Source organism: Carboxylicivirga longa, assembly GCF_050589825.1.
Lineage (GTDB): Bacteria > Bacteroidota > Bacteroidia > Bacteroidales > Marinilabiliaceae > Carboxylicivirga > Carboxylicivirga longa.
Map to the genome: position 1 here is coordinate 26,441 of NZ_JBNGOZ010000024.1, position 24,433 is coordinate 50,873.

Here is a 24,433-nt window from a genome sequence, read left to right on the forward strand (position 1 = left end):
GTTACAACTCACAATAATTGCCGTCATTGGCCAGGTTTTTACAGGGGTAGCGCCAGGTTATATCTTCTTCTTCAATTAGATTATCAGATACATCGGGGCCCCAGGTGCCGGCCGGATAGCCGTGAACCGGTATGCTATCGTCTTTTTTCCAAGCCTTTAGGATGGGGTCTACGAAGCGCCAGGCAGCCTCTACGGCATCGCCACGGTGATACAAGGTGCTGTCGCCCAGCATACAGTCCAGCAGCAAACGCTCGTAGGCACTGGGTAGATAAGTATCAGAAAGGTCGCTGTAATGAAAGTCCATGTTTACGTTCTGTACCTTAAAGCCGGCACCCGGCACCTTCATACCAAATTTCAATAACACGCCTTCGTCGGGCTGAATGCGGATGACCAGCTGGTTGTAGTTCTTACTGATATTGGCATCGTTGACAAACAGGTGATGCGGCGTTGATTTAAAGTGTATCACAATTTCAGTAACACGGGTAGGCAGCATCTTGCCACTGCGGATGTAAAAAGGTACATCGGCCCAGCGCCAGTTGTCAATAAACAGCTTGATGGCGGCGAAAGTTTCAGTGCGTGAATCAGGTGCCACACCGGTTTCATCGCGATATCCCTTTACCGCTTCGCCTTTAATGTGTGATGCCGTGTACTGTCCACGAATGGCATATTTACTCACTTCTTCTTCCTTTATTGGGCGTAGCGAGTGAAATACTTTGGCTATTTCATTGCGGATATTGTATGAGTCAATAAGGGTAGGGGGCTCCATGGCGACTAATCCCACCAGCAGCAGCAAGTGATTTTGAATCATATCGCGCAGGGCACCCGATCCTTCGTAATAACCGCCACGCATGCCCACGCCAATATTTTCAGCACCGGTTATTTCTACATGGTGGATGTAATTGCGGTTCCAGAGTGGTTCGAAGATACCGTTAGAGAAGCGGGTGACCAAGAGGTTCTGAACCGTTTCTTTACCCAGGTAGTGGTCGATGCGGTAAATCTGCTCCTCATGAAAGCTGTTGAGTAAATCTGCATTGAGTTTCTGCGCAGTTTCAAGGTCGTAGCCGAAGGGTTTTTCAACAATAAGGCGCCTGAAGCCCTGTGATTCGTCGGTGAGCCCTTGCTTGGCCAGTTGCGCCGGTATTATTTCATACATACTGGGTGGGGTAGCCATGTAAAAGATAATGTTGTTGTCAGTCTGACAGGCTTCATCCAGTTCGCGCAGTTTTCCTTTCAGCAGGCAATATTCATCCGGTTCCTTGGTGTCGAATGAGAAATAGTGCAATTTCTCCAAATATTGATTGAGCTTTCCATCATCCGACGGCTTATTGAGTGCAAACTGTTGTATGCCCTCCTTCATTTTTTTTCTAAAAGCCCGGTTGCCAAGTTCGGTTCGTCCAAGTCCCAGTATGGCGAATTTTTCGGGTAACAGCCCTTGGTTAAAGAGATCAAAAACGGCGGGTACCAGCTTGCGGTAGGTAAGGTCGCCCGAAGCGCCAAAGATGACAAGTATATGATTTTTTGCTTGATGCATATTCTGTGGTGTTATAATCAATGAAAATCACCTGCAAGATAGTAAACAGGCCTTCATTTTAACAAGTGCTGCGTTGGTATTGTTTGCTTTAATTGATGTTGATGCCTACTCTGAAGCCCCATCGTGCATAACGGCCGTCTTCAAAACCGGCAAATACACCGGTGCTGCCAATCAGGAAGATTTGGTTCAGACTGTAACCCACTTCAGCATAGTTTTTATAGTGAGGCTGTGTCAGGTAACTTGCATATAAGTTTTCGGTCCACAGGCGGTTGCTGAGTACAGGTAAAAATTTAAGCAGCAGATAGGGTGTTGTGTAGGATGCATGAGCCTGGGCATACCATTCGTTGGTGCTATGGCGATAGTCGTCTAGCAGCATATAAGCGTTTTCCCACGATTTAAAATTAACCGGTATCTCCGATGTGTTAAAATGCCTGAAACGCGAAAAATGCATCTGTCTGTTTCGTGTGAAATAACCGGCACCTACCTGCCAGTTGAAGGCGTTGGATATGCCCCATTCTTTTTTCTGTGATACCTCACCACTGATTTGTTCATAGTCGGCATCGCTGCCTAATAAATTATTTATGCCGCGTTGATACTTTAGCCTGATTGTAGGGTACCTGGAGCCCACGTTGTATTTTCGTCCTTTGTAAATACGATAGCGCATCCGGGGCGTGTAGCTTATTTCAGCGGAAGTGAAAAGATCTGCCTGACCTACTAAGTGCTCGGGTCTTAGTTCATCATTGGGAGGAATGTTAAGCGCATAATCTTTATCATTATTAATAATTGACCAGTTGGTGTGGTTTTTCAGGGGCTTGTATGAACTGTAGGAAGCCCTTAGACGGACGCGCATACCATGTACAGGTTCAAAAGAACCATTGATGGCTGCATAATCCTTCTGATATAATTTCATATAATGATCTTTAAAAAGCAAAGACGAGAACATGTTTAAGGTACGGTCGATGCCATATTGGCCATTGAAGTCTTGGCTTTGCTGACCGCCGGATAATCCAATGTTAGCACGGCTTTTCTTACCAAAGTTATACCGTGCCTTGGCTTTCCACAATACCTTTTTACGGGCAAAGGCATACGATATCTTAGGTTCAAGGTTCAGGGAGCGAAATGAGTCCACTTGGTGACGCAGTGTTAAACCTTGCGCATAACTCCAGCCGTCAACGGCATTAAAATCAATCTGACTCAGGCCTATTAAGCCATCATAGGAGATGCGGGTGGCCGAGTCTTTCGCATAAAAAGTATGTCCACTAAGGAAGCCACCAGAGACTTTGCTAAACAGAGATCTTCCTTTTTTTACGCTCCCAATTGTGTCAGTTTCAATTGTGGCCAGTTTAATAGAGTCTTTTATTTCAAAGCTACGCAATTCATCACGGGTAAGAGGGATGGGGCGCATGCTTTCCCAGTAGCTCGAATCTCGCTTAATGCTATCTTTCTTGTGTGTTACCTTGTAGGTGTTTTTTATTTCAAGTGTTTCCTCTTTAGCCGCTTCTTCTTTGCGCGATTCTTTTTCGATCAGGCGCGAGAGTTTTATCATATCGCGGTTCGATAACTCTTCCTTAGCCAATAGCTCTTCCATCTTCTTTTGCTGGCGGGTCATTTCTTCGTGCTGCCTGGCCTGTTGTTCAGCGGCTTCTTCCGCTGCATATTGCTTCATAAGGGAGGATGGTACGGGTAGTTGCGTATTGAGTTTTATATCATCGTACTTGACTGATCCGGCATAGCGAAAATCAGCCTTCACACCCATTATTGATGCTTTTAGATGGAAATGGTGACTGATGGGCAGCCACGAGCGCTCTTTGACCGGTGCATATACTTGCTTAATGTTTATAGTGCCGAAAAAAGCCTTGTTAGTTACATCAATAGAATGAATGTTCCACAGCTTATCAACGATGTAAATATACCCGCTGTAGGTTTGCTGACTCTTGCGTTTGGGCACAACCTTAATTTTGTTGACAGCCACATCGCCTTCATAGAAAAAGCCTTCATAAACATATTTGTAATGCGAAAAGGCATTGGGTGCCAGCGGTGAAATGGCCATATCCTGATGGGGTTCGTAAAAGCTGTAGGTGATGTAAGCTATCACATGTTCTTCTTCAGGATCCGGGAAGGTAGAACGCGATGAAATGACAGTGTGGTTGTAGGAGTCGGGAGCTGTAAAGGCGATCTCATTTAGCGATTCCATGGTGTAGGTTTTGCCTTCCTCAATGATGAGTTCGTTATCTTCTAACTCAGCATTCATCATTTTCTCAATCAGTTTGGGTATTTTCTTCATCAGTAAACTGCCCTTGAGGTATACTTCCGCACTGTATTGCTCCGTTTGGCGTTGGTAATAAGGGGCAAGGCTTATTGCTTTTCGCATAATGGGATAGGCCGGATCCTCACCGCCGGAATAGACCCGTACTTCTTTAATTCGGTACGCTTGTTTTTTAAGAATAATGTTGTTGGTAATGTATGTGTTGTTAATATTAACCATTAGCTCTGTTTTTTGAAAACCCAGACCTTGAAAGATGATCGTATACTTGCCAGCGGGCAATTGAATTTCGTATTCACCCAGTTCATTGGTAGTTGTACCGCTAGTGGTTTCTTTTAGGTAGATGGTAGCAAAGGGTATGGTATTTCCGGCTTCGTCTGTCACGGTTCCTTTTACGCCTTGGGCAAATATTAAGGACGGAAGCATTAACAGGAGCCCAACAAGATAACTTTTGCTCATAGGATTAGCATTACAGGTTTGGTTTAAGTTGAATAACTGAATACATGTTCAGTTAATAGGTTTAACTAAATTATATATTTTATCGAACGCTATTAATAAAATAGCACCCAATGAATAATAATTTCATTGTAAGGCGAACTGAAGTCAATAAAGGTTACAGAAGGGCGTGAAGTTTTTTTAGAAGCTCAGGCTGAATGAATTGTTGATGGTGTAAAACAAGGGATCCACCTCGGGCGGTACCAAATTATCATAGTCCAGCCGCACGTAAAGCGCAAAAGCAAACTTCTTCGTAATCTTTACATTGAAGCGTGTCTCGCTCCAGATGCGGAAATCAGCCGGATCGGAATAGTCCGGTTCGTAATAGGTGCTGTGCGATATAGAGGCATTGGGAGCCATTTTCCAATCGGTTGAGAGCATGGAGCTAAATTTAACCAGGCTTTTGCGACGTTGGTAATCACTGGTCTCAAACAGTTCATTTAGGTAAATGGTGTAGGCTACTATAAATAATGAGAATTTATCTTTATCGGCTATGTTAAAACGTGGTCCACCGCCAAATACGTGACGGTGCTTTAGTTGTTTTACCCGGTTGTACTGATATTGGTAAAAGGCCTCGGCAATAATAATTTTGTCGGGCACCCAATAGTTATATTTAAACATAAGGCCGCCATTGTTCATGTTGCGTTTGTCATCGACCTTACTAAAGCTTACATCGGTTGAAAATAAGTAAGTATTATCGTTGTCGTTATACTGCAGCTTAAGGCGCGACATGAGTTGAGTCATATCAGTAGTAGTATGCACAAAATTAAGGCCTACATTAACATCCCCCTGAAAGCCCTTGTTGGGATTTTTGGTGCGGCGCTTGTCAATGCTTACAATTTGTGTCATCGCAAGTGTGCTGATACAGGAAACAAGCAAAAGCGTAAGTAGTTTTTTGTACATACAAAGCAATTTTTGCACAAAAATAGGTTTTCTCCTGACATAAGAAAATATGGCCTATACTTGCCCGTAAGTGGATTATTAAAAATGCATAAAATCATGAATTTTCTACCGCTTAAAATTTACATTTGTGAGTAGTTAATTTTATCAATCGAAAAAAAACCTACACAATGCCTAATATTTCTACAAGAGGACAACAGATGCCTGCTTCGCCCATTCGCAAGCTCGTACCTTTCGCGGAAGCCGCAAAGAGCAGGGGAACAAAGGTGTATCACTTAAATATTGGCCAGCCCGATATTAAAACACCGGAAGTGGCGCTTGATGCCATTCGTAATATCGATCTGAAGGTGGTTGAATATAGTCATTCGGCTGGTATTGAAACTTATCGTAAAAAATTGGCCGGCATGTATCGTAGCATTGATATACCGGTTGATGAAAATGAGATATTAATAACAGCGGGTGGATCAGAAGCCATTACCTTTGCCTTTTTAAGCTGCCTTAACCCTGGTGATGAGGTAATTATACCAGAACCTTTCTATGCCAACTATAATGGTTTTGCTGTATCTGCCGGCCTTGTGGTAAAACCCATTCGTTCATATATTGATGAAGGTTTTGCCCTACCCGCCATCGAAGAGTTTGAAAGGTTGATAGGTCCTAAAACAAAGGGTATTGTTATTTGTAATCCCAATAATCCAACCGGCTATCTTTATTCCCAGGACGAGATGGATCAGCTGAAGCAGCTTGTGTTAAAGCATGATTTATATCTCTTTTCCGATGAGGTATATCGTGAGTTTTGCTATGATGGAGAGAAGCATATCTCGGCCATGCATCTCAAGGGAATTGAAGATAACGTGGTTATGTTCGACTCTGTTTCAAAGCGTTATAGTGAGTGTGGTGTGCGCATTGGTGCTCTGGTAACCAAAAATAAAGCCATTGTGGAAACAGCGCTTAAGTTTGGGCAGGCGCGTCTGAGTCCTCCGGGCTTTGGTCAGATTGCAGCTGAGGCCTCGCTCGACACTCCCCGGGAGTATTTCGAGGAAGTTTATCAGGAGTATATCGATCGTCGTAATTTTCTGGTGGAAGGGCTCAATAGAATAGAGGGTGTTTACACCCCTATGCCCAAAGGTGCTTTTTATACGGTGGCCAAGCTGCCCATCGATGATTCTGATGTTTTTTGTCAGTGGATTTTAAGCGATTTTTCCTACAAAGGACAATCGGTGATGATGGCGCCAGCCTCGGGTTTTTATAGTACGCCCGGTGCCGGTAAAGATGAGGTACGCATCGCCTATGTGTTGAATAAGGAAGACCTGGCAAATGCCCTTGAAACACTCGAGGCTGCCCTGAAAGCTTATCCGGGGCGCACCTGTTAGGTGTTTACAATATAAAATATTTTACAAATGGGTAATAGGCAGTTACAAGCTGCTTATTGCCCATTTTATTTTTAGCGGGTAATGTGCTCACTTTTTCTAACTTTGCATAAAACTCAGCACATTGAATTTCGAACTTTTTGTAGCAAGAAAAATAGCGAGCGGCGGATTGGCCGGAAAAAAGCTTGCCGGACCTGTGATTAAAGTGGCTACCCTGGGCATTGTCCTGGGTATGGTGGTGATGATATTGTCTCTGGCTGTTGGCTTTGGCTTTAAGCGCGAAATACGCCAAAAGATAAGCGGGTTTGCCTCTCATATTCAAATCATGAGCTATGATTATAACTACTCGCCCGATACTAACCCAATACATGCCGATGAGGAGCTTGAACAGCAGGTAAGTGCGCTGAAAGGAGTCGAATATATTCAGCGGTTTGCTACCAAACCGGGCATAATCAAGGCAGAAGCGGCCATTCAGGGGGTGGTGCTAAAGGGTGTTGATGCCCATTATAACTGGTCGTTTATCCGCTCTATCCTGGTTGAAGGTCGACTTCCACAGTTCAGTGATTCAACTCGTTCGGATGAGGCATTGCTATCGGCCACACTGGCCAATATGCTTGATGTTGGAGTGGGCGATCGGATTCGAATGTATTTTGTGCAGAATAATATACGGCAGCGTCTGTTTACCATTACCGGCATTTATAATTCCCATTTTCCCGAATACGATAAGGTGTATGCCTTTGTTGATATTCAACATATTCAGCGTTTGAATGGATGGGATGAGCAGCAGATATCGGGTTACGAAATAGGCTTGGATGATTTTGATAAGATGCAGGCGGTAAACGATGAAATTTACTACCTCACCAGTGCCCGCATAGAGGACGATGGTACCATGCTTCGTAATCGAACCATCGAACAGGTGCAACCACAAATTTTCGGCTGGCTCAACCTTTTGGATACCAACGTTTATGTTATTCTCGTGCTGATTATGCTGGTGGCCAGTTTTAACATGATTTCCGGGCTGTTGATCCTTATTCTTGAACGTACCAATATGATTGGTATCCTCAAAGCTATTGGCGCTGAAGACTGGAAGCTGCGCAAGGTATTTATCTATTTATCGGGTTTTATTATTGGTCGGGGTTTGCTGTGGGGCAATGTAATAGGTGTGCTGCTGTGTGTAGTGCAGAAATACACCGGACTGATTAGTCTCGACCCAGAGAACTACTATCTTACTACAGTTCCTATTGCTATTAATTTCTGGCACCTCCTCTTGCTCAATGCCGGCGTATTACTGGTGACCATGAGTATGATGCTTGGGCCTTCATATCTGGTGTCGCGCATACTACCTGTTAAGGCCATTCGGTTTAACTAAATGCGTATTGTTCGATAAAGAACTCCATATGTTCGAAAACGTACACTAATAAATTTCTCAAAATTGTCTAATGTTAAGAATACATTTTTTAATAGTCGCTTCTATGTGATGGTAATTCACTGTATCTGTGATTTATACCATTCTTGTAATTCTCTGTGTTATCTATTGGTTAATGATTTATGGATATTGGCATGATCGTTGTGTTCTGGAAAGCTATACTTAAAAAAAGGTTTAAGTTAATAAATGGGACAAATAGCCGGGAACGCCCGGCTTTTTTAGTGCTCAATTTTTTATGGGAGTCTGGCTGGTATAAATGGTCGGAAATACTTATATTATTAGGGAACAAACAATTGATTCCTCGGGTTTCTTTTAAAAAATGTATGTATGAAGCTGGAGATTGAACAACTGGCAGCTGCATTGGAGCAGCCGCTTCCCGGATTAGCTGCGCAAAAGCTTATGTCGCCCTCGGTACGTTTTACCGGCAATATGAAGTATGATGGATCAGGGGCACGCAAAAGTAGTGTGCTTATTTTGCTGTATAAAAAAGAAGGGGAGTGGATGATTCCTCTTATTCAGCGACCGCAGTACAATGGGGCGCATAGCGGGCAGGTGAGTTTCCCGGGGGGGAAATTCGAACAGGGAGATCGTTCAATGCTTGATACGGCCCTGCGGGAAGCCTATGAAGAGGTGGGGGTGAATCGTCATCACCTGCGTTTTGTTCGTCAGTTAAGTACCCTTTATATACCCAACTCAAACTTTTTGGTTTATCCACAGGTGTGTGTCACTCACACTGTGCCTTCTTTTATTCCCGACCGGCGCGAAGTGGAGGCTGTTATAGAAGCCCCGGTGCGTTATCTGCTGTCGCCGGGCACTGTGCGTCATTTTACACGTACCATCAACGGTACACGGGTAGAGGCTCCCTTCTATCCGGTAGATGATTACGTTGTGTGGGGTGCCACAGCAATGATGCTCAGTGAATTTCTGACCCTTATGCAGCCTTGTCCGCTCTTTGCTAATCGGCAATCACATTCTTGTAATGCGTATAACGTTCCAGAATGTCATTGACGTAATGATAAGGTTCCTCGCCACGACAATAGCCATGTCTTACCACCGGATCGTTATAAAATGCGGGCTTTGATTTGTTAAGCAGATAGTAGTCCACATTATCGTCCCATATATACGGGTTTTTATTGTTTTTACGAGCCAGGCGCATAGCATCTTCCACGTGGCCGGGACCTACATTGTAGGAGGCGAGTACAAATTTAAGGCGCTCTTCAGGGTCTGTTATCTCATCGGCAAAACGCTTATCGAGCCATATCAGGAATTTGAGGCCTCCCTGTATATTATCCTGGGGCGATGTGATCTCTTCTACACCAAATGTTGCGGCTGTTTGTGGCATAAGCTGCATGAGTCCCACCGCGCCGGCCCAACTTTCTACTTCCGGTAAAAAGCGTGACTCCTGATAAATGAGTGCGGCCACCAGACGCCAATCAAAGTTATGCTTGGCACTCTCCTCCTTAATAAGGGCATCAAAGGCCGATACACGACCACTTTTAATGGAGTGGAAGCGCGAATTGGTGAGGTAGTTAGTGCGTCTGTTAATATAATATTTGCGATAAATACGTTGATATTGATTGGTTTTTTTGAAACTGATGAGCCAGTTGTCCACCACATCTTTTAGGTTGGTAGCATTGGGACGCACTGCCCAGGCTATTTTTTGGGGGAAACTTACCGCTGTTTCGACATCAATATTTTTATAGAAATTGAGGTTGATACGTGCCAGGTTTTCGTCGCACACCGTATACGGAATTTCACCACTTGCCACCAGGGATATAAGCTGCTCTACCTCGTACTTGGGTATTTCAACAACATGAATGGTGTCTCCAATCTCATTGGCCAGACTCTTCAATCGGGTTACATAGGCTGAATTTTCCTGCACATAAATGGTTTTTCCAGCCAAATCGAGCTGATTGCGAATGAGTGGCGTCGTTGAAGGGTTTCCATTTTTATCATGCGTCTGTTGCACCAATACCTGGCGGGTTTCGCAATGGGGCTCGGTGAAAGCTACCCGATGGCTCCTGTCGCGCGTAATTGTAAGGTTGGTGGCTATCAGATCTACTTCACCTTGCAACAGGTCTTTAAAGTTCTCATCCACATTGTTCGATACCACAATCTCTAATTTCAGCCCTAAAGTGTTGCTAAAGGCCTGAAGCAGTTCCAGCTGATAGCCCAATGGACGTCCTCTGTACACAAAGTAATTGGTGGAGTTGTAATCGGTTACCACGCGTATTTTACCGCGCTTTATAATGTCATCCAAATCGATGGATGCGATTTCCACGGGTGCTTTGGCGCTCTTTTTTTTGTCCTTGGGCTGACATCCCCAAACGCCAATAAGCACCATTAATAGCAGAGTAAATCGTTGCATAACACCGGTTTTAATTTGCTGTAAAGGTAATGCTTTATGTTGATAAATAACAACTTAGCTTGTTTTGTTAGTCATAGAAATTCCAGGATACGCCAAATTTAAGGCTACGTGGGTTGCCCGGATATTGATAAGTGGTGTAATAAGGTGCCTGGGGATAACCCTGATTCACATGGTCGAATTTAACGTAGATACGAGCCCGTTTCAGCTGTAGGTTAAGAAAGGCATCCACAAAGGGGTAATTACCTACTTTTTCATTGAGCTGATTTACAAACATAGCGTTTGCCGGCATGTATTTGGGTGCGTAATATTCAGTATTATAGCGCACATCAAAGCCTATTTGAAAGTGCAATACTTTAAATAGCGTATTCTGGTAGTAGGTGGAGTTATAAAGCGCTAATAGTGGCACGGGTATATAGGTTTCATCGCTTGTGTATTGTGCAATTACATCATTGACGCAATGCACACGCCCCCAGATAAAATGCTTTTTCAGGCGTGCGTTTAGTACTTGTAATACCGTGTTAGTTTGGTTGGGAGTACCATCTTCCTGCCAGTAGATGTGCTGAGTAACCAGGTTAGCACCTCCGCTCAGCTCAAAGCGGCGTGAGGGGATGCGAAAGCCGGCCTGCACACGTACGTTTTTCACCTGTTTGAAATCCTCCGACCATTGCAGGTGGTTGGAATAGTATTGGTTTTCAAATAGCTCGGGCTGACGAAGGTAAATGCCGCCATTGGCAAAAAAACCGGCCGTGTCACGGGCTATTCTGAAGGATGAGTTGAGCTGTCCGGTAATTTCTGAGTCGCCGGCGCGGTAGCCTTGGAAATATAATTTTACGCCGGCATTCCACCAGAAGTTCTTACCCAGGTTCTTGAATATTTGTCCGCCAATGGCTGAGGTAACCAGCGTGGTGTCGCGCGTTTGGTAATGGGGCACGTCATTCCCGTTTTCATCTTCACGCCAGCTTGTTTGCCCCGGAAACTTATACATCATCACATCGTTGACCAGGTAGGCACGCAGGCCAAAACGCAACAAAGAGTTGGCTTCCTCATTAAATTTTATTTGAAAGGTATTGCGAAGGTTGCGGTAGGTAGCGCTGTCGCGCGTTTGCAAAGAGTCGCGGTAGATATTTGGGTAAAAGGGAGTGTCGGTAATGTAAAAACTCTCCAGCTCATCAATGTTATATCGACGGTTTGCCTGATCGTATTGCAGGGTGTGAAACACGGTGCTTACCGGCAATTTGGTGGTGGTAGAATCTGTTTCTCTCACACTGATGTTGCCGATGGATAGCGAGTGATTGTAAAAAAGTTGTATGTTATTGATCTTATGGCTGGTGTTTTTTGCAAAATGCATGGGCACTTCCTTGGGATCCAGCTGTGTCCAGTCGGTGTTGTCAACATTCAGGTTAATACCGCCATTTTCCTGGTTGTTAATGGAGGCGTAGATAAAGGCCATTTGCATATTGTAGCGCTGTCCGTTGTAGCTACTCCAGAACTTGAAATTCTGGTTCTCGGCCTTTTGTCCCTGATACAGGCCCACTGATGAGCGAAGTTGATATTGTATACCTACGTTGGTTTTACGATTAATATTTTGGGTAAAAAGGGCGCTTACAGCTTCTTCTGAAAACCGTTTGGGGCCACCAAAATGATAGCTTAGGTTAACGTAGGGAGTTTTGGTGTTGTAAAAGTTGAGTGTTTGAGGTTGGGGCAGATAGGCTAAAAAGGAGTTGTAGAACATATATCCATAATGACGCTGTTGTTCGTCAAAAATCATGGACTGATGAGCCGTGTTCATATTTCCCAGCCATACCTGTGCAATGCTCTTTTTAAAGATGGGGTTGTAGACCTGGTAACCATTACTAAGGGTGTCTACGGCTACTGTATCGCTAAAAGTAAAGTCGTCCTTGAGGCGCCAGGTACGCACGTCGGGGGCTATAAATTCTCCTGCGTCCGATGTCTCACCTGTATTATTGGCTGTCTGTCCGCCTCTGTTCATCTGACCTGGGCCGGCGCTAATGGTACGCTGGGCAAGTCCTGATGCTGCAATCAGTAAATTAAGAACGAGTAGTAGAAGGCTTTTATTGAGCTTAAATTCCATATTGTAGGAGCAATTCATTTACGATAATTGTACACAGACAGGTCCTTTTTAAACCAAAGGCAAATATAGATAAAAAGTTTTCAAATGAGTGAAAGTGCTTTGGGACTAAAAAGACGCGGGTGTCTTGCAACGCTCAGCGCCATTGTCAAAGAATCAAAAGCGGTGACCGTTGGTTACCGCTTTTGATCGTGTATGACTTTGTGCATCAAACTGCGTTGTGAGACACCCTTTCTCTTTATTTTTTTCGCAGAACAATATTCACCTGCACACCATTAAAGTTCCAGTTTTCGCGGATTTTATTTTCCAGAAAACGCTTGTAGGGATCTTTGATGTATTGGGGCAGGTTACAGAAGAACGCAAAAGTGGGCGATTGCGTAGGTAGCTGCGTTATGTATTTTATCTTGATGTACTTTCCCTTTGTTGATGGGGGTGGGTACTTCTCGATAAGAGGCAATAGTGTTTCGTTCAGCTTTGAGGTGGTAATCTTCGTCTCTTTGTTTTCGTACACTTGCAGCGCTGCTTCAATGGCTTTGTGAATGCGTTGCTTGGTAATGGCCGATGTAAATATGATTGGGAAATCGGTGTAAGGCGCCATGGCATCGCGCACCATTGCTTCAAATTTCTTCACCGTGTGTGTATCTTTCTCAATCAGATCCCACTTATTAACCAGCACTACAATGCCTTTTTTATTGCGTTGAATAAGGTTAAATATCTTTTGATCCTGTGTTTCAAAGCCGCGTGTAGCATCAATCATCAGCATACATACATCAGCGTTTTCAATGGCACGGATGGCGCGCATTACAGAATAAAACTCCAGGTCTTCATGTACGCGTGATTTCTTGCGAAGGCCAGCTGTATCAACCAGATAAAAATCGTGTCCAAACTTATTGTAACGTGTAAAAATGGAATCGCGCGTGGTGCCTGATATGGGTGTTACAATATTGCGTTCTTCACCAATAAAAGCATTGATAATGGAGGATTTACCGGCGTTGGGACGCCCCACGATGGTAAATTTAGGCAATTCCAGCATCTCCTCGTTTTCCTTTTTGGGAAACAAGTCAACCAATTTATCCAGAAAATCGCCGGTGCCGGCTCCATTCACAGCAGAGATGGGATACAGATGCTCGAGACCGAGCGCATAGAAATAGCTCGATTCGGTGATGCGTTCATTGTTATCCACCTTGTTAACTACCAGTAGAACGGGTTTTTGTGAGCGGCGCAGTACATCGGCCACCCCTTCATCATAATCCGTAATGCCTGTGGTTACATCCACCACAAACACGATGATGTCTGCCTCTTCAATGGCAATTAGCACTTGTCGGCGTATGGCCTCTTCAAATATATCATCGGAGTTGGTTGCATAGCCCCCGGTGTCGATCACCGAAAAATCAACGCCATTCCAGAAAGCCTTTCCATACAGGCGGTCGCGTGTAACACCGGCCTCCTCATTGACAATGGCCTGACGAGTACCTGTTAAACGGTTAAAGAGTGTTGACTTACCCACATTCGGACGGCCAACAATTGCAACGATATTTCCCATGTTGATTTTACTTTTTATTTTTTCGGGGCTGCAAAGGTAGTTAAACTCCTGCTTTACACCAATCTTTATTTTGCGACTTGCGCCGATTTATCTATTTCAGTTCGTAGCCATGCCCCCGTAGGAAGTTATCCTTGTCGCGCCAGTCTTTACTTACTTTTACATAGGTGCTTAGGTGAACTTTCTTCTTAAAGAATCCTTCCAGATCCTTGCGAGCCTCAATGCCCACCCACTTCAACTTAACGCCCTTGTGTCCAATGATGATGCCTTTTTGTGATTCGCGGGCCACATGAATAATGGCACGTATCTCAATGCGATCACCCTCTTCCTTAAATTCTTCCACTTCTACTTCTACCGAGTAGGGTATCTCTTTCTTGTATTGCACCAATATCTTCTCACGAATAATTTCGGCCACAAAAAAGCGCTCTGATTTATCTGTCAATGATTCTTTGTCAAAGTAGGGGGGAGAGTCGGGTAAAAGCTCAATGATACGATCCATTAGGTTTTGCACATTAAACTTATGCAAGGCCGACATGGGGAATACTTCTGCATTGGGTAATTGTTGCTTCCAGAAGTCCATCAGATCGTCCAGCTTGGCCTGATCAATTAAATCAATTTTATTAACCACCAGTAAAACCGGTATGTCGGTTTTTTGTACCGAGCTTAGGAAATCATCATTCTTATCGGGCTTTTCAAAGGTGTCGGTCACATACAAAATAATGTCCGCGTCTGTCAAGGCCGATTTGGAAAACTTAAGCATCGATTCTTGCAGCTTATAGTTGGGTTTTAGTACCCCGGGAGTATCCGAGAAAACAATTTGATACTCGGGTTTATTAACGATGCCGAATATACGGTGTCGGGTTGTTTGAGCCTTGGAGGTGATAATCGATAAACGTTCGCCAACCAATTCGTTGGACAATGTTGATTTGCCAACATTGGGGTTTCCAACAATATTTACAAAGCCTGCTTTATGTGTCATTTCTTTTCTTATGTTTCTGGCTGCGAAGATACGATAAATTGAACAACTTATAAATCTCCATGAGTGCACTCGTTTACTGCCTAAAATTATGGTGGGCATGGAGTGGGTATATTGTTTCTTTTAAACGAAAGCAATGAGGCAGTAGGGAGGATGATGAAGTCGCTTAATGCGTTTGCCCCAGGCTTTGTAGTAGTTGTTTTTCTATTTTATATGAATAATGTATTTTCGCAGCTGATTTAAGTTAGAATTCTACATTAAAAATTATTAGATGAACAAAGTTAGTTATGCCCTTGGAATGAACCTGGCGCAAAATCTTAAAGCCTCAGGTATCGCAACAATTGAATTTTCAGAATTTACAAAAGGGCTGGAGGCTGCTTTTGAAGGTAAGGAAACGCAGATGTCAGCCGACGAAGCGAACCAAACCTTGCAGCAGTTTTTTGGTGAGTTACAAGCCAAGCAGGCCGAGGCAGCTATTCAGGCCGGTAAAGAGTTTTTAGCTGAGAATGCTAAGAAGGAAGGTGTTGTAACCCTGGAAAGCGGCTTGCAGTACGAAGTAATTAAGGAAGGAACAGGTGAGAAGCCAACAGCTACCGACCAGGTAGAGTGTCACTACCACGGTACGCTTATCGATGGCAGCGTTTTTGATAGTTCAGTGCAGCGGGGCGAGCCTGCTACTTTCCCTGTGAATGGTGTTATACAAGGATGGGTGGAAGCCTTGCAAATGATGCCGGTGGGCAGTAAATGGCGCCTTACTGTGCCTTCTGATCTGGCTTATGGTGAGCGCGGTGCCGGACAGCACATCGGTCCCCACACAACCCTAATCTTTGAAGTGGAGCTGTTAGCGATTAAGTAAGACTAACATATAAATTCAAAACTGTTTAAAAATGAAAGTGACAAATCTACTAACTGCTTTTGCCTTAGGTTTATTGGTAATGGCATCGTGCACAAAAGTTCCCAACACGGGAAAAATGGAGTTTAGCAATCAAACAGACAGTGTGAGTTACGCATTGGGTTATTTGCAGGCTGCCAACCTGAAGAAGCAGTTTCAGCACTGGCCTTTAGAGGTAGACTCCGCAACGCGTGTGCAGTTAGCAAAAACCCTGGGTAAGGCGGAAGTAAAAAAAGCCAACCTTGAACACCTTGAAGGCATGTTTAACGAAATTGATGAAGCCACTTTTATGAAAGGTTTTATGAATGAGTTTGCCTATAGTAAGTCGTATTTCACTGAGATGAATGCCGATATGTACTTGCGCAAGGTGATGGAAGAGAACCGCAAGGTAAAAGAGGCAGAGCGTGCTGAGAAAGCGGCTGCTAACCTGGCCGAGGGGCAGAAATTTCTTGAGGACAATGCCAAGCGTGCCGAGGTAAAAACAACGGCCTCAGGTCTTCAGTACGAGGTACTGAAAGAAGGCAAGGGCGCTGTGGCTACCAAAAGCGATCGTGTGAAGTGTCAGTACCACGGCACATTGATTGATGGTACGGTGTTTGACAGCTCGGTGGAGCGTAAGGATACGGCGCAGTTTGCTGTAACCGGCGTTATCAAGGGTTGGACTGAGGCTTTGCAGCTGATGCCTGAAGGTAGTAAATGGCGTTTGTACATTCCTGCCGACCTGGCCTATGGTGAGCGTGGATCAGGTGCTAAGATTGGCCCTAATTCAACACTTATCTTCGACCTGGATTTAATTGAGGTGGTGAAGAAAAAGTAATGCTTTAGCGTATAAAAATAAGGAAAAGGGATTTGTAAATATTACAAATCCCTTTTCTTATTTATGCTTATGGCTGTTAGCTTCCTGATGGCTGCGGTTGATGCCTTCTCGTTCATAGTGGTGCACGGTGAGCGCACTTCGTGGTTTTCTATCTTTAGCGGAGGGTGATCGCTCAACTTCCTACCCTCATGATCTTCAGGGAGGTTATCGATAGATGGGGAGCTCTAATGTGCTAAATTGTATTTGCCCTACTCGGTTCAGCTCTTTTGCTATAGTTCTATTTCTTCTCCCAAATGCTCGTCACGGGCTTTTTCATAAACCAGCTTGGCCGCAAATAAATCAAAGATACCCTGACCCACGGTTTTGAATAATCGTGTTTCACGAAAACCTAACTCGTTGGGCTGTTCAATAAGTGTTGCCAGATGTTTTACCTGCTCCGGTTTTACAAGCTCGTTCTTCAGTGGATAAATAAGGTCGCCGCTCTCGTCAATGCCATGCTCGGCATCAATCCATATACTGTCTATCAGGCGAAATAGAGAATCAGGAAGCTCTCTCATTTCAGGGCGGTAGGAGCCCACACTGATAAAGCACTTGCCCAGTATCAGATCCTCCAGGTTTGGAATAATGGGCTCGGTAGCACCTGTGGCAGTGGCTACTATCTCGCTGTTAACCACTACTTGTTGAGCATCTTCACACAGTGCCACATCTACATTGGGGCATTTATCGCCCATGAAACTTATAAAGTTACTGATGGTCTGCGGTGATTGGTCATATACATACACGCGTTCCAGATCGCGTTCATGGCAGGCCATCCAGGCAATGTGTTGGCCTTGCTCACCACCACCAATTATGCCCAGTGTGGTTGCCAATGGATCGGACAGGTGACGAATGCCCACACAGGCAACAGCGGCAGTTCGCATGGCTGTTAGCTTGGCACCATTCAGCAACGCAATGACTTCACCAGTGGCTCCATCATTGAGCATCACTGTTCCATTAATGGCATTTTTTCCATGTTGCTCATTGCCGGGAAAAACGGTCAGTAGCTTGGTGGTAAATATGTCGGGGCCAACAGATGGCATTAATAGCAGACTGTTGCCGTTGATGTCGTGGTGGGTTCGTTTGGGAGTGAAATAGTCCCGGTCGCAGGAGGCTTTCAGGGCTAATTCCATGATGTCAATCCACAAAGTGGGTTCGGCTATTTGCTCAATTATTGGTGCAGAGAGAATTCGCATAATTCTGGTTAAAATGCTATTGATCGTTCTTTTTCAATGTCTTCAACGGTTTTTGGTAGCGGTTTACTCAGTAATCAACAATTGTTTTCTGTGGATTAAAAAGATCTTCCTCGTTACGGCAACCATCAAGGTCTTTTGTAATCTTCAAGTTTATTGAAATTTAAGAAATCTCGCAAATGCTTTTTTAACTTTGTAAAGAGCAATTTATTAATTTATCTTATATCAGCGTCTCTGCTGCCTTAAGTTATTTAAACCCCGGTGGAATACATTAGAATTGAATAGGCAAACTTAGCTTTTGATACAATCTCTGATTGTTTCTTCTAATAGTTGAATGTTTTCTTCACTATAACCAGTTTTGTAATAAACAATCTCTCCATTTTTAATGATCAAAAATATAAAAAAAAAGCTCGACGAATTGCCGAGTTTTAAGGTTAATTGGGGTGTAGTCTAAAATTTGTATCGTGCACTAATCGATAAACCCATGTTGAAGTTGTGGTTTGTTGGACCAAATCCAAACTGGGGCATGGTGTCCAAACTCAGGTTAATGGGTACTTCCACAAAGTTGTATTCAATACCTATTTGACCACCCAGGCCAAAGTATGCACCAGAATCGCCTTTGCCGTCATAATCATTGTCGTAATTCCAGGAGCCTAGAGATACGGCCGGCCCTGCATACCAGTTAAAACCACTCTCGATATCCCACAACCACTGATAGGCACCCGAAAGGATGAAACCATTTCCATCATTGGCACTGTTAAAGCCAAAATCAATCTCCAGGCGGTTGTAGTTGGAGAGTTTATACTGATAGCTAACCTGGGAGCCAAAGGTGTTGCCTGCTCCCAGTCGAATACCAATGGCATGTGGGGTATTACCTTGTGCGTGGCTTAGTAATGCCACAACGCATAGTGCTAATGTTACAAAGTGCTTTTTCATTTGTAATATACGTTAAAGTGTAAGATTTACATTATAAATTTCTTATTGCGCCCTGGGGTGATTAATCATAAAACCTTGTGATTCAATGTTTTTGTGGATTCACCTTTGTTTTAATAAGGTGTGCATCCATGGCTATGTTACAAAAACCCTAAGCCGGCTCTGTTGACTTGATGTGGTTCAGTTTGTTAAAGTCAATTGATTGCAATTGGGCAAGTATGTCAGTCAATTTTGCCTGTGCATACTCAGCGCTTTATTCAGACGGACAAAAGTAATATTTTTTTGTCTTAGTGATGCCGGATATTGCTATTTAAGGTTGTTTCTAAATTATAAGCTGCTTGGCTCTGGTTCATTCAACCTAGGATCATCACCTTTCGCCTGGCGGCCTGTTTTGTTGAAGCGTTTTTTCCAGTTCTTCATCCCGCCTTTGTAGTTCCTGTTTTTGACTGAGCAAAATGGCTGTTCGCTGTGTTATTTTGCGCTGCAATAGATTTCGTGTTTTAAGCAATTGACGGATACGTATGCCCATGATGCTTAGGATGAGCATGATCAAGCTGCTGATTAGAAGAATATAAAACCATTGACTGTTATCCCATTTAGCCCGTTTAATGATCGTCAGATTCCTGCCAGCTGTTTCGATTGGTTGCAGGCTGCTGTCAAGTGGATAAATGCTGAGGCGGTAGTGGCCGGGTGTCAGCTTTACAAAGGTGATGTCACCATTTGTATAATGCATTTTGCCTTTGCCATTCGCATCCTCAAGTTGGTAAGCCACTTGTGGGGGTTCATTACTGCTGTAATCAATAGGGTTTACACGCAGGCTAAATAGTTCAATGTGATGAGGAATAATCAGTTCATCCGTAAAGTTAATGTGTTGCACTAACGGATCATTATCACTAATATCCATGCCCGGCTTGATAGATGTATTATCCACTTTAAGATCATGGAGGAAGAGTAGAGGGCTGTTAGTTTGGGTAAGGTAGTCCGATGGGGTAATGACATTAAAGCCATGGGTGCCACCGAAAAGAAGTTGGCCATTGCTCAGCCGGCAGGCTGCAGCTGGTTGAAATGCTTTGCCTTGTACATTTCTGCTGTTGACACTTTCCGGGTTGTGTCCATTGGCAGCATAGCGATAAAGACCCTGGTTGCTGCTGAGCCACAGGTGATGTCCGGCTTCAATAATACTCAATATGGACGCTTTAGAGAGAATCGAATGGGCAAGTTCAAAAGTGGCCTGCTCCTCATTAAAGCGCCAAAGCCCCCGGTCGCTGGCAACGTAGGTGCTTGAATCACTTGTTAAGCAGGTATAATAACACTTGCCCGCCATAGGCAATGGAAAAATTTCGCCTGTTCCTTCTGTAGTGTTGATGCGCCACATTCCCTTATTGGAGCTGGCCAGCCATACGCTATTGGCGTCGATGGATTGAATATGCAGAAAGTCTTGCTGGTCATATTCACTGTCATGGTACAAGTGTATTTTCTCTAAGTTATTATTGCTAAATTTATAAAGACCGTCTCTATGTGCGGCGATATACAATAGTGTGTCGCTGACACAATGTATGTGACGAATAAAGTTACTGTTTAGATTACTTTTTGTGCTATTAGTGTTCAAAATGTGGTTTTTGGCAAAATCTATGGAGTAGAAGCCTTTGCCTTTTGTGCCTACATACACTTGGTTTAGCTTTTTGTTGCCGGTGAGTGTGGTGATGGATGTCTGTTCAAAAAGTTTTAGAATTCGCTTTTGAAAGGGCGTGGGGTCCACTTTGTGATACTGCTCATTTAACAGAGCCATGCCCGCTTCAGTGCCTACCCAGATATTATGATATTCATCTTCGCAGAAGCCTGTAATAAAGGAGCTGGGCAGTAGTTCACCGCCAGGGATGTGCTCTATGCCATCGTGCTTGTAGCTGGCCATGCTAAAGCCAGTTTTGTAATAACCTATCCACAGCATGCCCTCCCGATCAATCACCAGGCTTTTCAGCTTATTCTTAAACGTGTTATCTAGGTGTGGAGACTTGATATGGATATATTCATTGGTGTTGTTAATAATGTGCAGGCCCTGGCTTTCGGTAGCGATGAAGAGACCATAGTCGGGGTGATGGCTGATGCCTGTGATCTGCGCACTAGAGAGGAGCGTTAGTTCCTCGGGAAGTTTCTGAAGCTGATAGTTTTCATCCAGCCGTAGAAGTCCGTTTTGTTGGGTGGCCACCCAGTAAGCATTATCGACTTTGAGCACTTTGTTAATGTCTTGAATAGGCAGAGGGATCTCCCCCCTTTTATCATAAGTACCACTCTGCTCGTTTAGCTCCACAATTTCGCCGGCATGGGTAAAGAGGCAAAGTAGGTGGTTCTCCAGTGAGAAGATAGCCCGTATGTCTGGCGCACCTCTGGTTAACACCTCTTCAAAGGTATAGTGGATGAGGCTCGTATCGACCACTTGCACAAGACCCTTTGTGCTGCCTGCCCAAAGCTGTTTATTAATGGACGACAGGATGTTGATGTAGGTCTTACTGATGTCTGTTTTGTTTTGTGATGTTTTAATTCTCCTGTGTGTACCTGTTTTTATATCTACCTGAATGAGTCCCTGACCCCAGGTGCCGAGCCATATGGTTTGGTTTTGCCCTTCGATAATGGATTTTACCGGTGTGTTAAGGCTAAAAAGCGAATCATTCACAAAATGGCTGAGGGGAATGAACTCATGTCCCGTAAACAGATCCATGCCGCCATTGGTACCAATCCATATCATGCCATCGGAGGTACGATGAAAGCAGTGTATGGTGCCGTCCGATAGGCCATGGTTAAGGTTGTAGGATTGAAACTTCATCCGGGGAACACCGTTTAAGGGGTACTGCATCACAAGCAGTATTAGCAGACATAAAGGGCGGTAGCGCATGGCGTTGTAGGGATTATGTTTTTACTAACATCTTTTTTGCTAACTCATTGGCGAGCTCAGGGGAGCACAGGGTACGGATCAGGTTGAGGGCGAAGGGCATGGCTGAACCAATACCATTGGCTGTTATAATGTGGCCGTCGATTATAGAAGCATCGTTGGTGATGGTGGCGCCTTTAAGGTGTTTTTCAAATCCGGGATAGCAAACTGCTTTTTTATTTTGCAACAGGCCTAACTCTCCCAGTATGAGTGGAGCTGCACAGATTGCTCCCAATATTTTATTACGATCGGCAAAGTCAATAATTAATTGTCTTAATGCTGCATGTGCATTCAGATTATTGGTGCCGGGCATGCCACCGGGCAGTATCAGGGCATCGTAGGTGTTGAAGTTTATGGATTCAAAAAGCGCATCGGCTACGACGGGTATATCATGGGCACCCTTCACAGTGGCCTGTCCTGTAATGGATACGGTGGTGACCTCAATACCGGCTCTTCTTAATACATCAACGGGGGTAAGGGCTTCTACTTCTTCAAAGCCCTCGGCTAAAAATACGGCAACTTGCTTCATAATATCGTGTTACTTGATAATCACAAATCTAATGAAATAAAAAATGGGGTGCTTAATCAATTATCGTTCATCTTGCAAAAAAAAGGTATTGGTAATCGGATTGTTAAAGCCGCTTCCGGCTTGTCAGCCATGTTTATACAACTGTCGCCCCTTCGGGCTTGGACGTTGGTGTCATTGTCATCCGGAAAGCCGCAGATTTTCTCTGCAGGGGAATTACATGATGAATTGAGGATGAGAGTAATAAACAAAAAAAACAACTGCAACGCAATTGAATATTATGGGGTAAGAAAACGACAAAGGCCGCAAAGCTACGGGAGATTAAACCCGGTAACTTGCGGCCTCTGTGGTATCTTAGATTAATTCTTATCCGTCATTCATCGAAATCAGGAATTCTTCGTTTGACTTGGTCTTACGCATTCTGTCATGCAGAAATTCCATGGCTTCAACGGCCGTCATATCTGACAGGTAGTTACGCAGTATCCAAATGCGGTTCATCATCTCCTGATCCATCAACAGGTCTTCACGACGTGTGCTTGACAGATTGACATCCACTGCAGGGAAGATACGCTTGTTAGACAGGCGACGGTCGAGCTGCAGCTCCATGTTACCCGTTCCCTTAAATTCTTCGAAGATCACCTCGTCCATTTTCGATCCCGTCTCAGTCAATGCTGTGGCAATGATGGTTAATGATCCACCTTTCTCGATATTACGGGCCGCACCAAAGAAACGCTTTGGACGGTGCAGGGCATTGGCATCAACACCACCCGACAGTACCTTGCCCGATGCAGGTGATACAGTGTTATAGGCACGTGCCAGGCGCGTAATAGAGTCTAACAGTACCACTACATCATGTCCGCATTCTACCATGCGCTTGGCTTTTTCTAGCACAATATTGGCCACTTTCACATGACGCTCGGCCGGCTCATCAAAGGTTGATGATACCACTTCGGCATTAACGCTGCGTGCCATGTCAGTTACTTCCTCGGGGCGCTCGTCGATCAGCAGAATGATCATATAAACCTCGGGGTGGTTGGCGGCAATGGCGTTGGCCACATCTTTTAGTAATACCGTTTTACCGGTCTTGGGCTGTGCCACAATCAGTCCGCGCTGTCCTTTACCAATGGGCGAAAACATATCCACCACACGCGATGACAGGTTGGCTTTGGGGCCTGTTGTCAGGTCAAATTTCTCATCGGGGAAGATGGGCGTGAGGTGATCGAAAGGCACCCGATCGCGCACATAGGCAGGCTGACGTCCATTGATCTGCTCCACCTTAATCAGTGGGAAATATTTCTCGCCTTCTTTAGGCGGACGGATGGTGCCCAATACGCTGTCGCCTGTCTTCAGGCCGAAAAGCTTAATTTGCGAGGCCGACACATAAATATCGTCGGGTGAATTCAAGTAGTTGTAATCCGATGAACGCAGGAAGCCATAGCCGTCAGGCATAATCTCCAGTACGCCAGATGCAGAGATAATACCTTCAAACTCATATTGCTTGTCATTGCGATCCTGCTGGCGGCGATTATGGTCACGTCCCTTATCATTCTGGTAGCGGCGCTTACTACTATCATCCTGCTGACGGTTATCGCGTGGCTGATTTTCTTTTTCTTTCTCTTTTTCTTCGCGGCGGCGGGGTTCACGTTGCTCACGTGGAGTCTCTGTTTTCTCTTCTTTAGCGACAGGTGTCTCTGTCTTTTCAACGGTTGGTTTTTCCACCGCTTTTTCTATACGAGCTTCCTGCTTGTCTTTTTTAGGTGTTTCCTTAGTCTCGGGTGACTTTTCGGCTTTTGCCGGAGCCTCTTCTTTGGGGGAGATGGCATCAGCAGCTTCGGCAATCTTTGATTTTACGGATGAGGCAACAGGGCCTTCATTGCGTTGGGTACGTGGTCGTTTGCTGCGGGGTTTCTTTTCGGCTGGTTTTTCTTTTTTGGGCTTCTTATCGCCCGATACCTGGATGGCTTGTTCGTCAAGAATCTTGTATACCAAGTCTTGCTTTTTGTAGGACTCAACGCGTTTTACATTGAGTTCTTTGGCTATTTGACGCAACTCGGTCAATAGCTTCTTGTTCAGTTCGAGTATATCGTACATAACTATATCAACAATATTTTAAGAAATATCTTCTGGATTAATTTTGTCTTTGAATGATCCTGTT

General features: G+C 44.4%; 17 protein-coding genes. 5 read left to right on the forward strand and 12 right to left on the reverse strand.

Going from position 1 to position 24,433, the window contains the following annotated elements; all coding sequences use genetic code 11:
- Nucleotide 1: 1 nt before the first annotated feature.
- The 3 genes from zwf to ACRD7A_RS16470 all read right to left on the reverse strand — a co-directional run bounded on the left by zwf (nucleotide 2) and on the right by ACRD7A_RS16470 (nucleotide 5,192).
- On the reverse strand, nucleotides 2–1,531 hold the full coding sequence (gene zwf / locus ACRD7A_RS16460) for a glucose-6-phosphate dehydrogenase (protein WP_430812300.1): 1,530 nt from the start codon (nucleotides 1,529–1,531) through the stop codon (nucleotides 2–4).
- Between the two features lie 88 nt (nucleotides 1,532–1,619).
- Nucleotides 1,620–4,253: a DUF5686 and carboxypeptidase regulatory-like domain-containing protein gene (locus tag ACRD7A_RS16465; RefSeq protein ID WP_430812301.1), complete on the reverse strand. Its 2,634-nt coding sequence runs from the start codon at nucleotides 4,251–4,253 to the stop codon at nucleotides 1,620–1,622.
- Nucleotides 4,254–4,430: 177 nt separating this feature from the next.
- On the reverse strand, nucleotides 4,431–5,192 hold the full coding sequence (locus ACRD7A_RS16470; protein ID WP_430812302.1) for a DUF481 domain-containing protein: 762 nt from the start codon (nucleotides 5,190–5,192) through the stop codon (nucleotides 4,431–4,433).
- Nucleotides 5,193–5,359: 167 nt separating this feature from the next.
- Between ACRD7A_RS16470 and ACRD7A_RS16475 the strand changes: the two genes are divergently transcribed.
- The 3 genes from ACRD7A_RS16475 (at nucleotide 5,360) to ACRD7A_RS16485 (ending at nucleotide 8,990) form a co-directional block, all read left to right on the forward strand.
- Nucleotides 5,360–6,559: a pyridoxal phosphate-dependent aminotransferase gene (locus ACRD7A_RS16475; RefSeq protein WP_430812303.1), complete on the forward strand. Its 1,200-nt coding sequence runs from the start codon at nucleotides 5,360–5,362 to the stop codon at nucleotides 6,557–6,559.
- 121 nt (nucleotides 6,560–6,680) lie between these two features.
- A complete protein-coding gene (locus tag ACRD7A_RS16480) occupies nucleotides 6,681–7,925 on the forward strand; it encodes an ABC transporter permease (protein WP_430812304.1) in 1,245 nt (414 codons plus the stop codon).
- Nucleotides 7,926–8,309: 384 nt separating this feature from the next.
- Nucleotides 8,310–8,990 (forward strand): NUDIX hydrolase, encoded by a 681-nt coding sequence (locus ACRD7A_RS16485; RefSeq protein ID WP_430812305.1) that lies wholly within the window; start codon nucleotides 8,310–8,312, stop codon nucleotides 8,988–8,990.
- Here ACRD7A_RS16485 and ACRD7A_RS16490 read toward each other — a convergent pair.
- The 4 genes from ACRD7A_RS16490 to era form a co-directional block, all read right to left on the reverse strand.
- Nucleotides 8,938–10,350 (reverse strand): MltF family protein, encoded by a 1,413-nt coding sequence (locus ACRD7A_RS16490; RefSeq protein WP_430812306.1) that lies wholly within the window; start codon nucleotides 10,348–10,350, stop codon nucleotides 8,938–8,940. The two genes, ACRD7A_RS16485 and ACRD7A_RS16490, sit on opposite strands and share 53 nt — an antisense overlap.
- Before the next feature lie 67 nt (nucleotides 10,351–10,417).
- Nucleotides 10,418–12,460 carry a putative porin gene (locus ACRD7A_RS16495; protein ID WP_430812307.1) on the reverse strand — a complete coding sequence of 681 codons (2,043 nt, stop codon included), beginning with the start codon at nucleotides 12,458–12,460 and terminating at the stop codon, nucleotides 10,418–10,420.
- A gap of 217 nt (nucleotides 12,461–12,677) precedes the next feature.
- A complete protein-coding gene (gene der / locus ACRD7A_RS16500; protein WP_430812308.1) occupies nucleotides 12,678–13,982 on the reverse strand; it encodes a ribosome biogenesis GTPase Der in 1,305 nt (434 codons plus the stop codon).
- A gap of 91 nt (nucleotides 13,983–14,073) precedes the next feature.
- The gene (gene era / locus ACRD7A_RS16505) at nucleotides 14,074–14,958 is read right to left on the reverse strand and encodes a GTPase Era (RefSeq protein WP_430812309.1); all 885 of its coding nucleotides are present in this window, start codon (nucleotides 14,956–14,958) and stop codon (nucleotides 14,074–14,076) included.
- Nucleotides 14,959–15,226: 268 nt separating this feature from the next.
- On the opposite strand from era, the gene bamJ (ACRD7A_RS16510) reads away from it, so the two are divergent.
- Both bamJ (ACRD7A_RS16510) and bamJ (ACRD7A_RS16515) read left to right on the forward strand, forming a co-directional pair.
- Nucleotides 15,227–15,811: a BamJ family beta-barrel-assembly machinery protein gene (bamJ, locus tag ACRD7A_RS16510; protein ID WP_430812310.1), complete on the forward strand. Its 585-nt coding sequence runs from the start codon at nucleotides 15,227–15,229 to the stop codon at nucleotides 15,809–15,811.
- Nucleotides 15,812–15,842: 31 nt separating this feature from the next.
- The gene (gene bamJ / locus ACRD7A_RS16515; protein ID WP_430812311.1) at nucleotides 15,843–16,664 is read left to right on the forward strand and encodes a BamJ family beta-barrel-assembly machinery protein; all 822 of its coding nucleotides are present in this window, start codon (nucleotides 15,843–15,845) and stop codon (nucleotides 16,662–16,664) included.
- A gap of 269 nt (nucleotides 16,665–16,933) precedes the next feature.
- Here bamJ (ACRD7A_RS16515) and ACRD7A_RS16520 read toward each other — a convergent pair whose 3' ends face one another.
- The 5 genes from ACRD7A_RS16520 to rho all read right to left on the reverse strand — a co-directional run bounded on the left by ACRD7A_RS16520 (nucleotide 16,934) and on the right by rho (nucleotide 24,369).
- Entirely contained in the window at nucleotides 16,934–17,896 is a 963-nt protein-coding gene (locus ACRD7A_RS16520) for an ornithine cyclodeaminase family protein (protein ID WP_430812312.1), read from the reverse strand.
- Nucleotides 17,897–18,343: 447 nt separating this feature from the next.
- A complete protein-coding gene (locus ACRD7A_RS16525) occupies nucleotides 18,344–18,829 on the reverse strand; it encodes a hypothetical protein (RefSeq protein WP_430812313.1) in 486 nt (161 codons plus the stop codon).
- A 364-nt stretch (nucleotides 18,830–19,193) separates the two neighbouring features.
- Nucleotides 19,194–21,677, reverse strand: a complete 2,484-nt coding sequence (locus tag ACRD7A_RS16530) for a ligand-binding sensor domain-containing protein (protein ID WP_430812314.1) — start codon at nucleotides 21,675–21,677, stop codon at nucleotides 19,194–19,196.
- A 52-nt stretch (nucleotides 21,678–21,729) separates the two neighbouring features.
- Nucleotides 21,730–22,281 carry a DJ-1 family glyoxalase III gene (locus tag ACRD7A_RS16535; protein ID WP_430812315.1) on the reverse strand — a complete coding sequence of 184 codons (552 nt, stop codon included), beginning with the start codon at nucleotides 22,279–22,281 and terminating at the stop codon, nucleotides 21,730–21,732.
- A 363-nt stretch (nucleotides 22,282–22,644) separates the two neighbouring features.
- Nucleotides 22,645–24,369, reverse strand: a complete 1,725-nt coding sequence (gene rho, locus ACRD7A_RS16540; RefSeq protein ID WP_430812316.1) for a transcription termination factor Rho — start codon at nucleotides 24,367–24,369, stop codon at nucleotides 22,645–22,647.
- Nucleotides 24,370–24,433 lie beyond the last annotated feature (64 nt).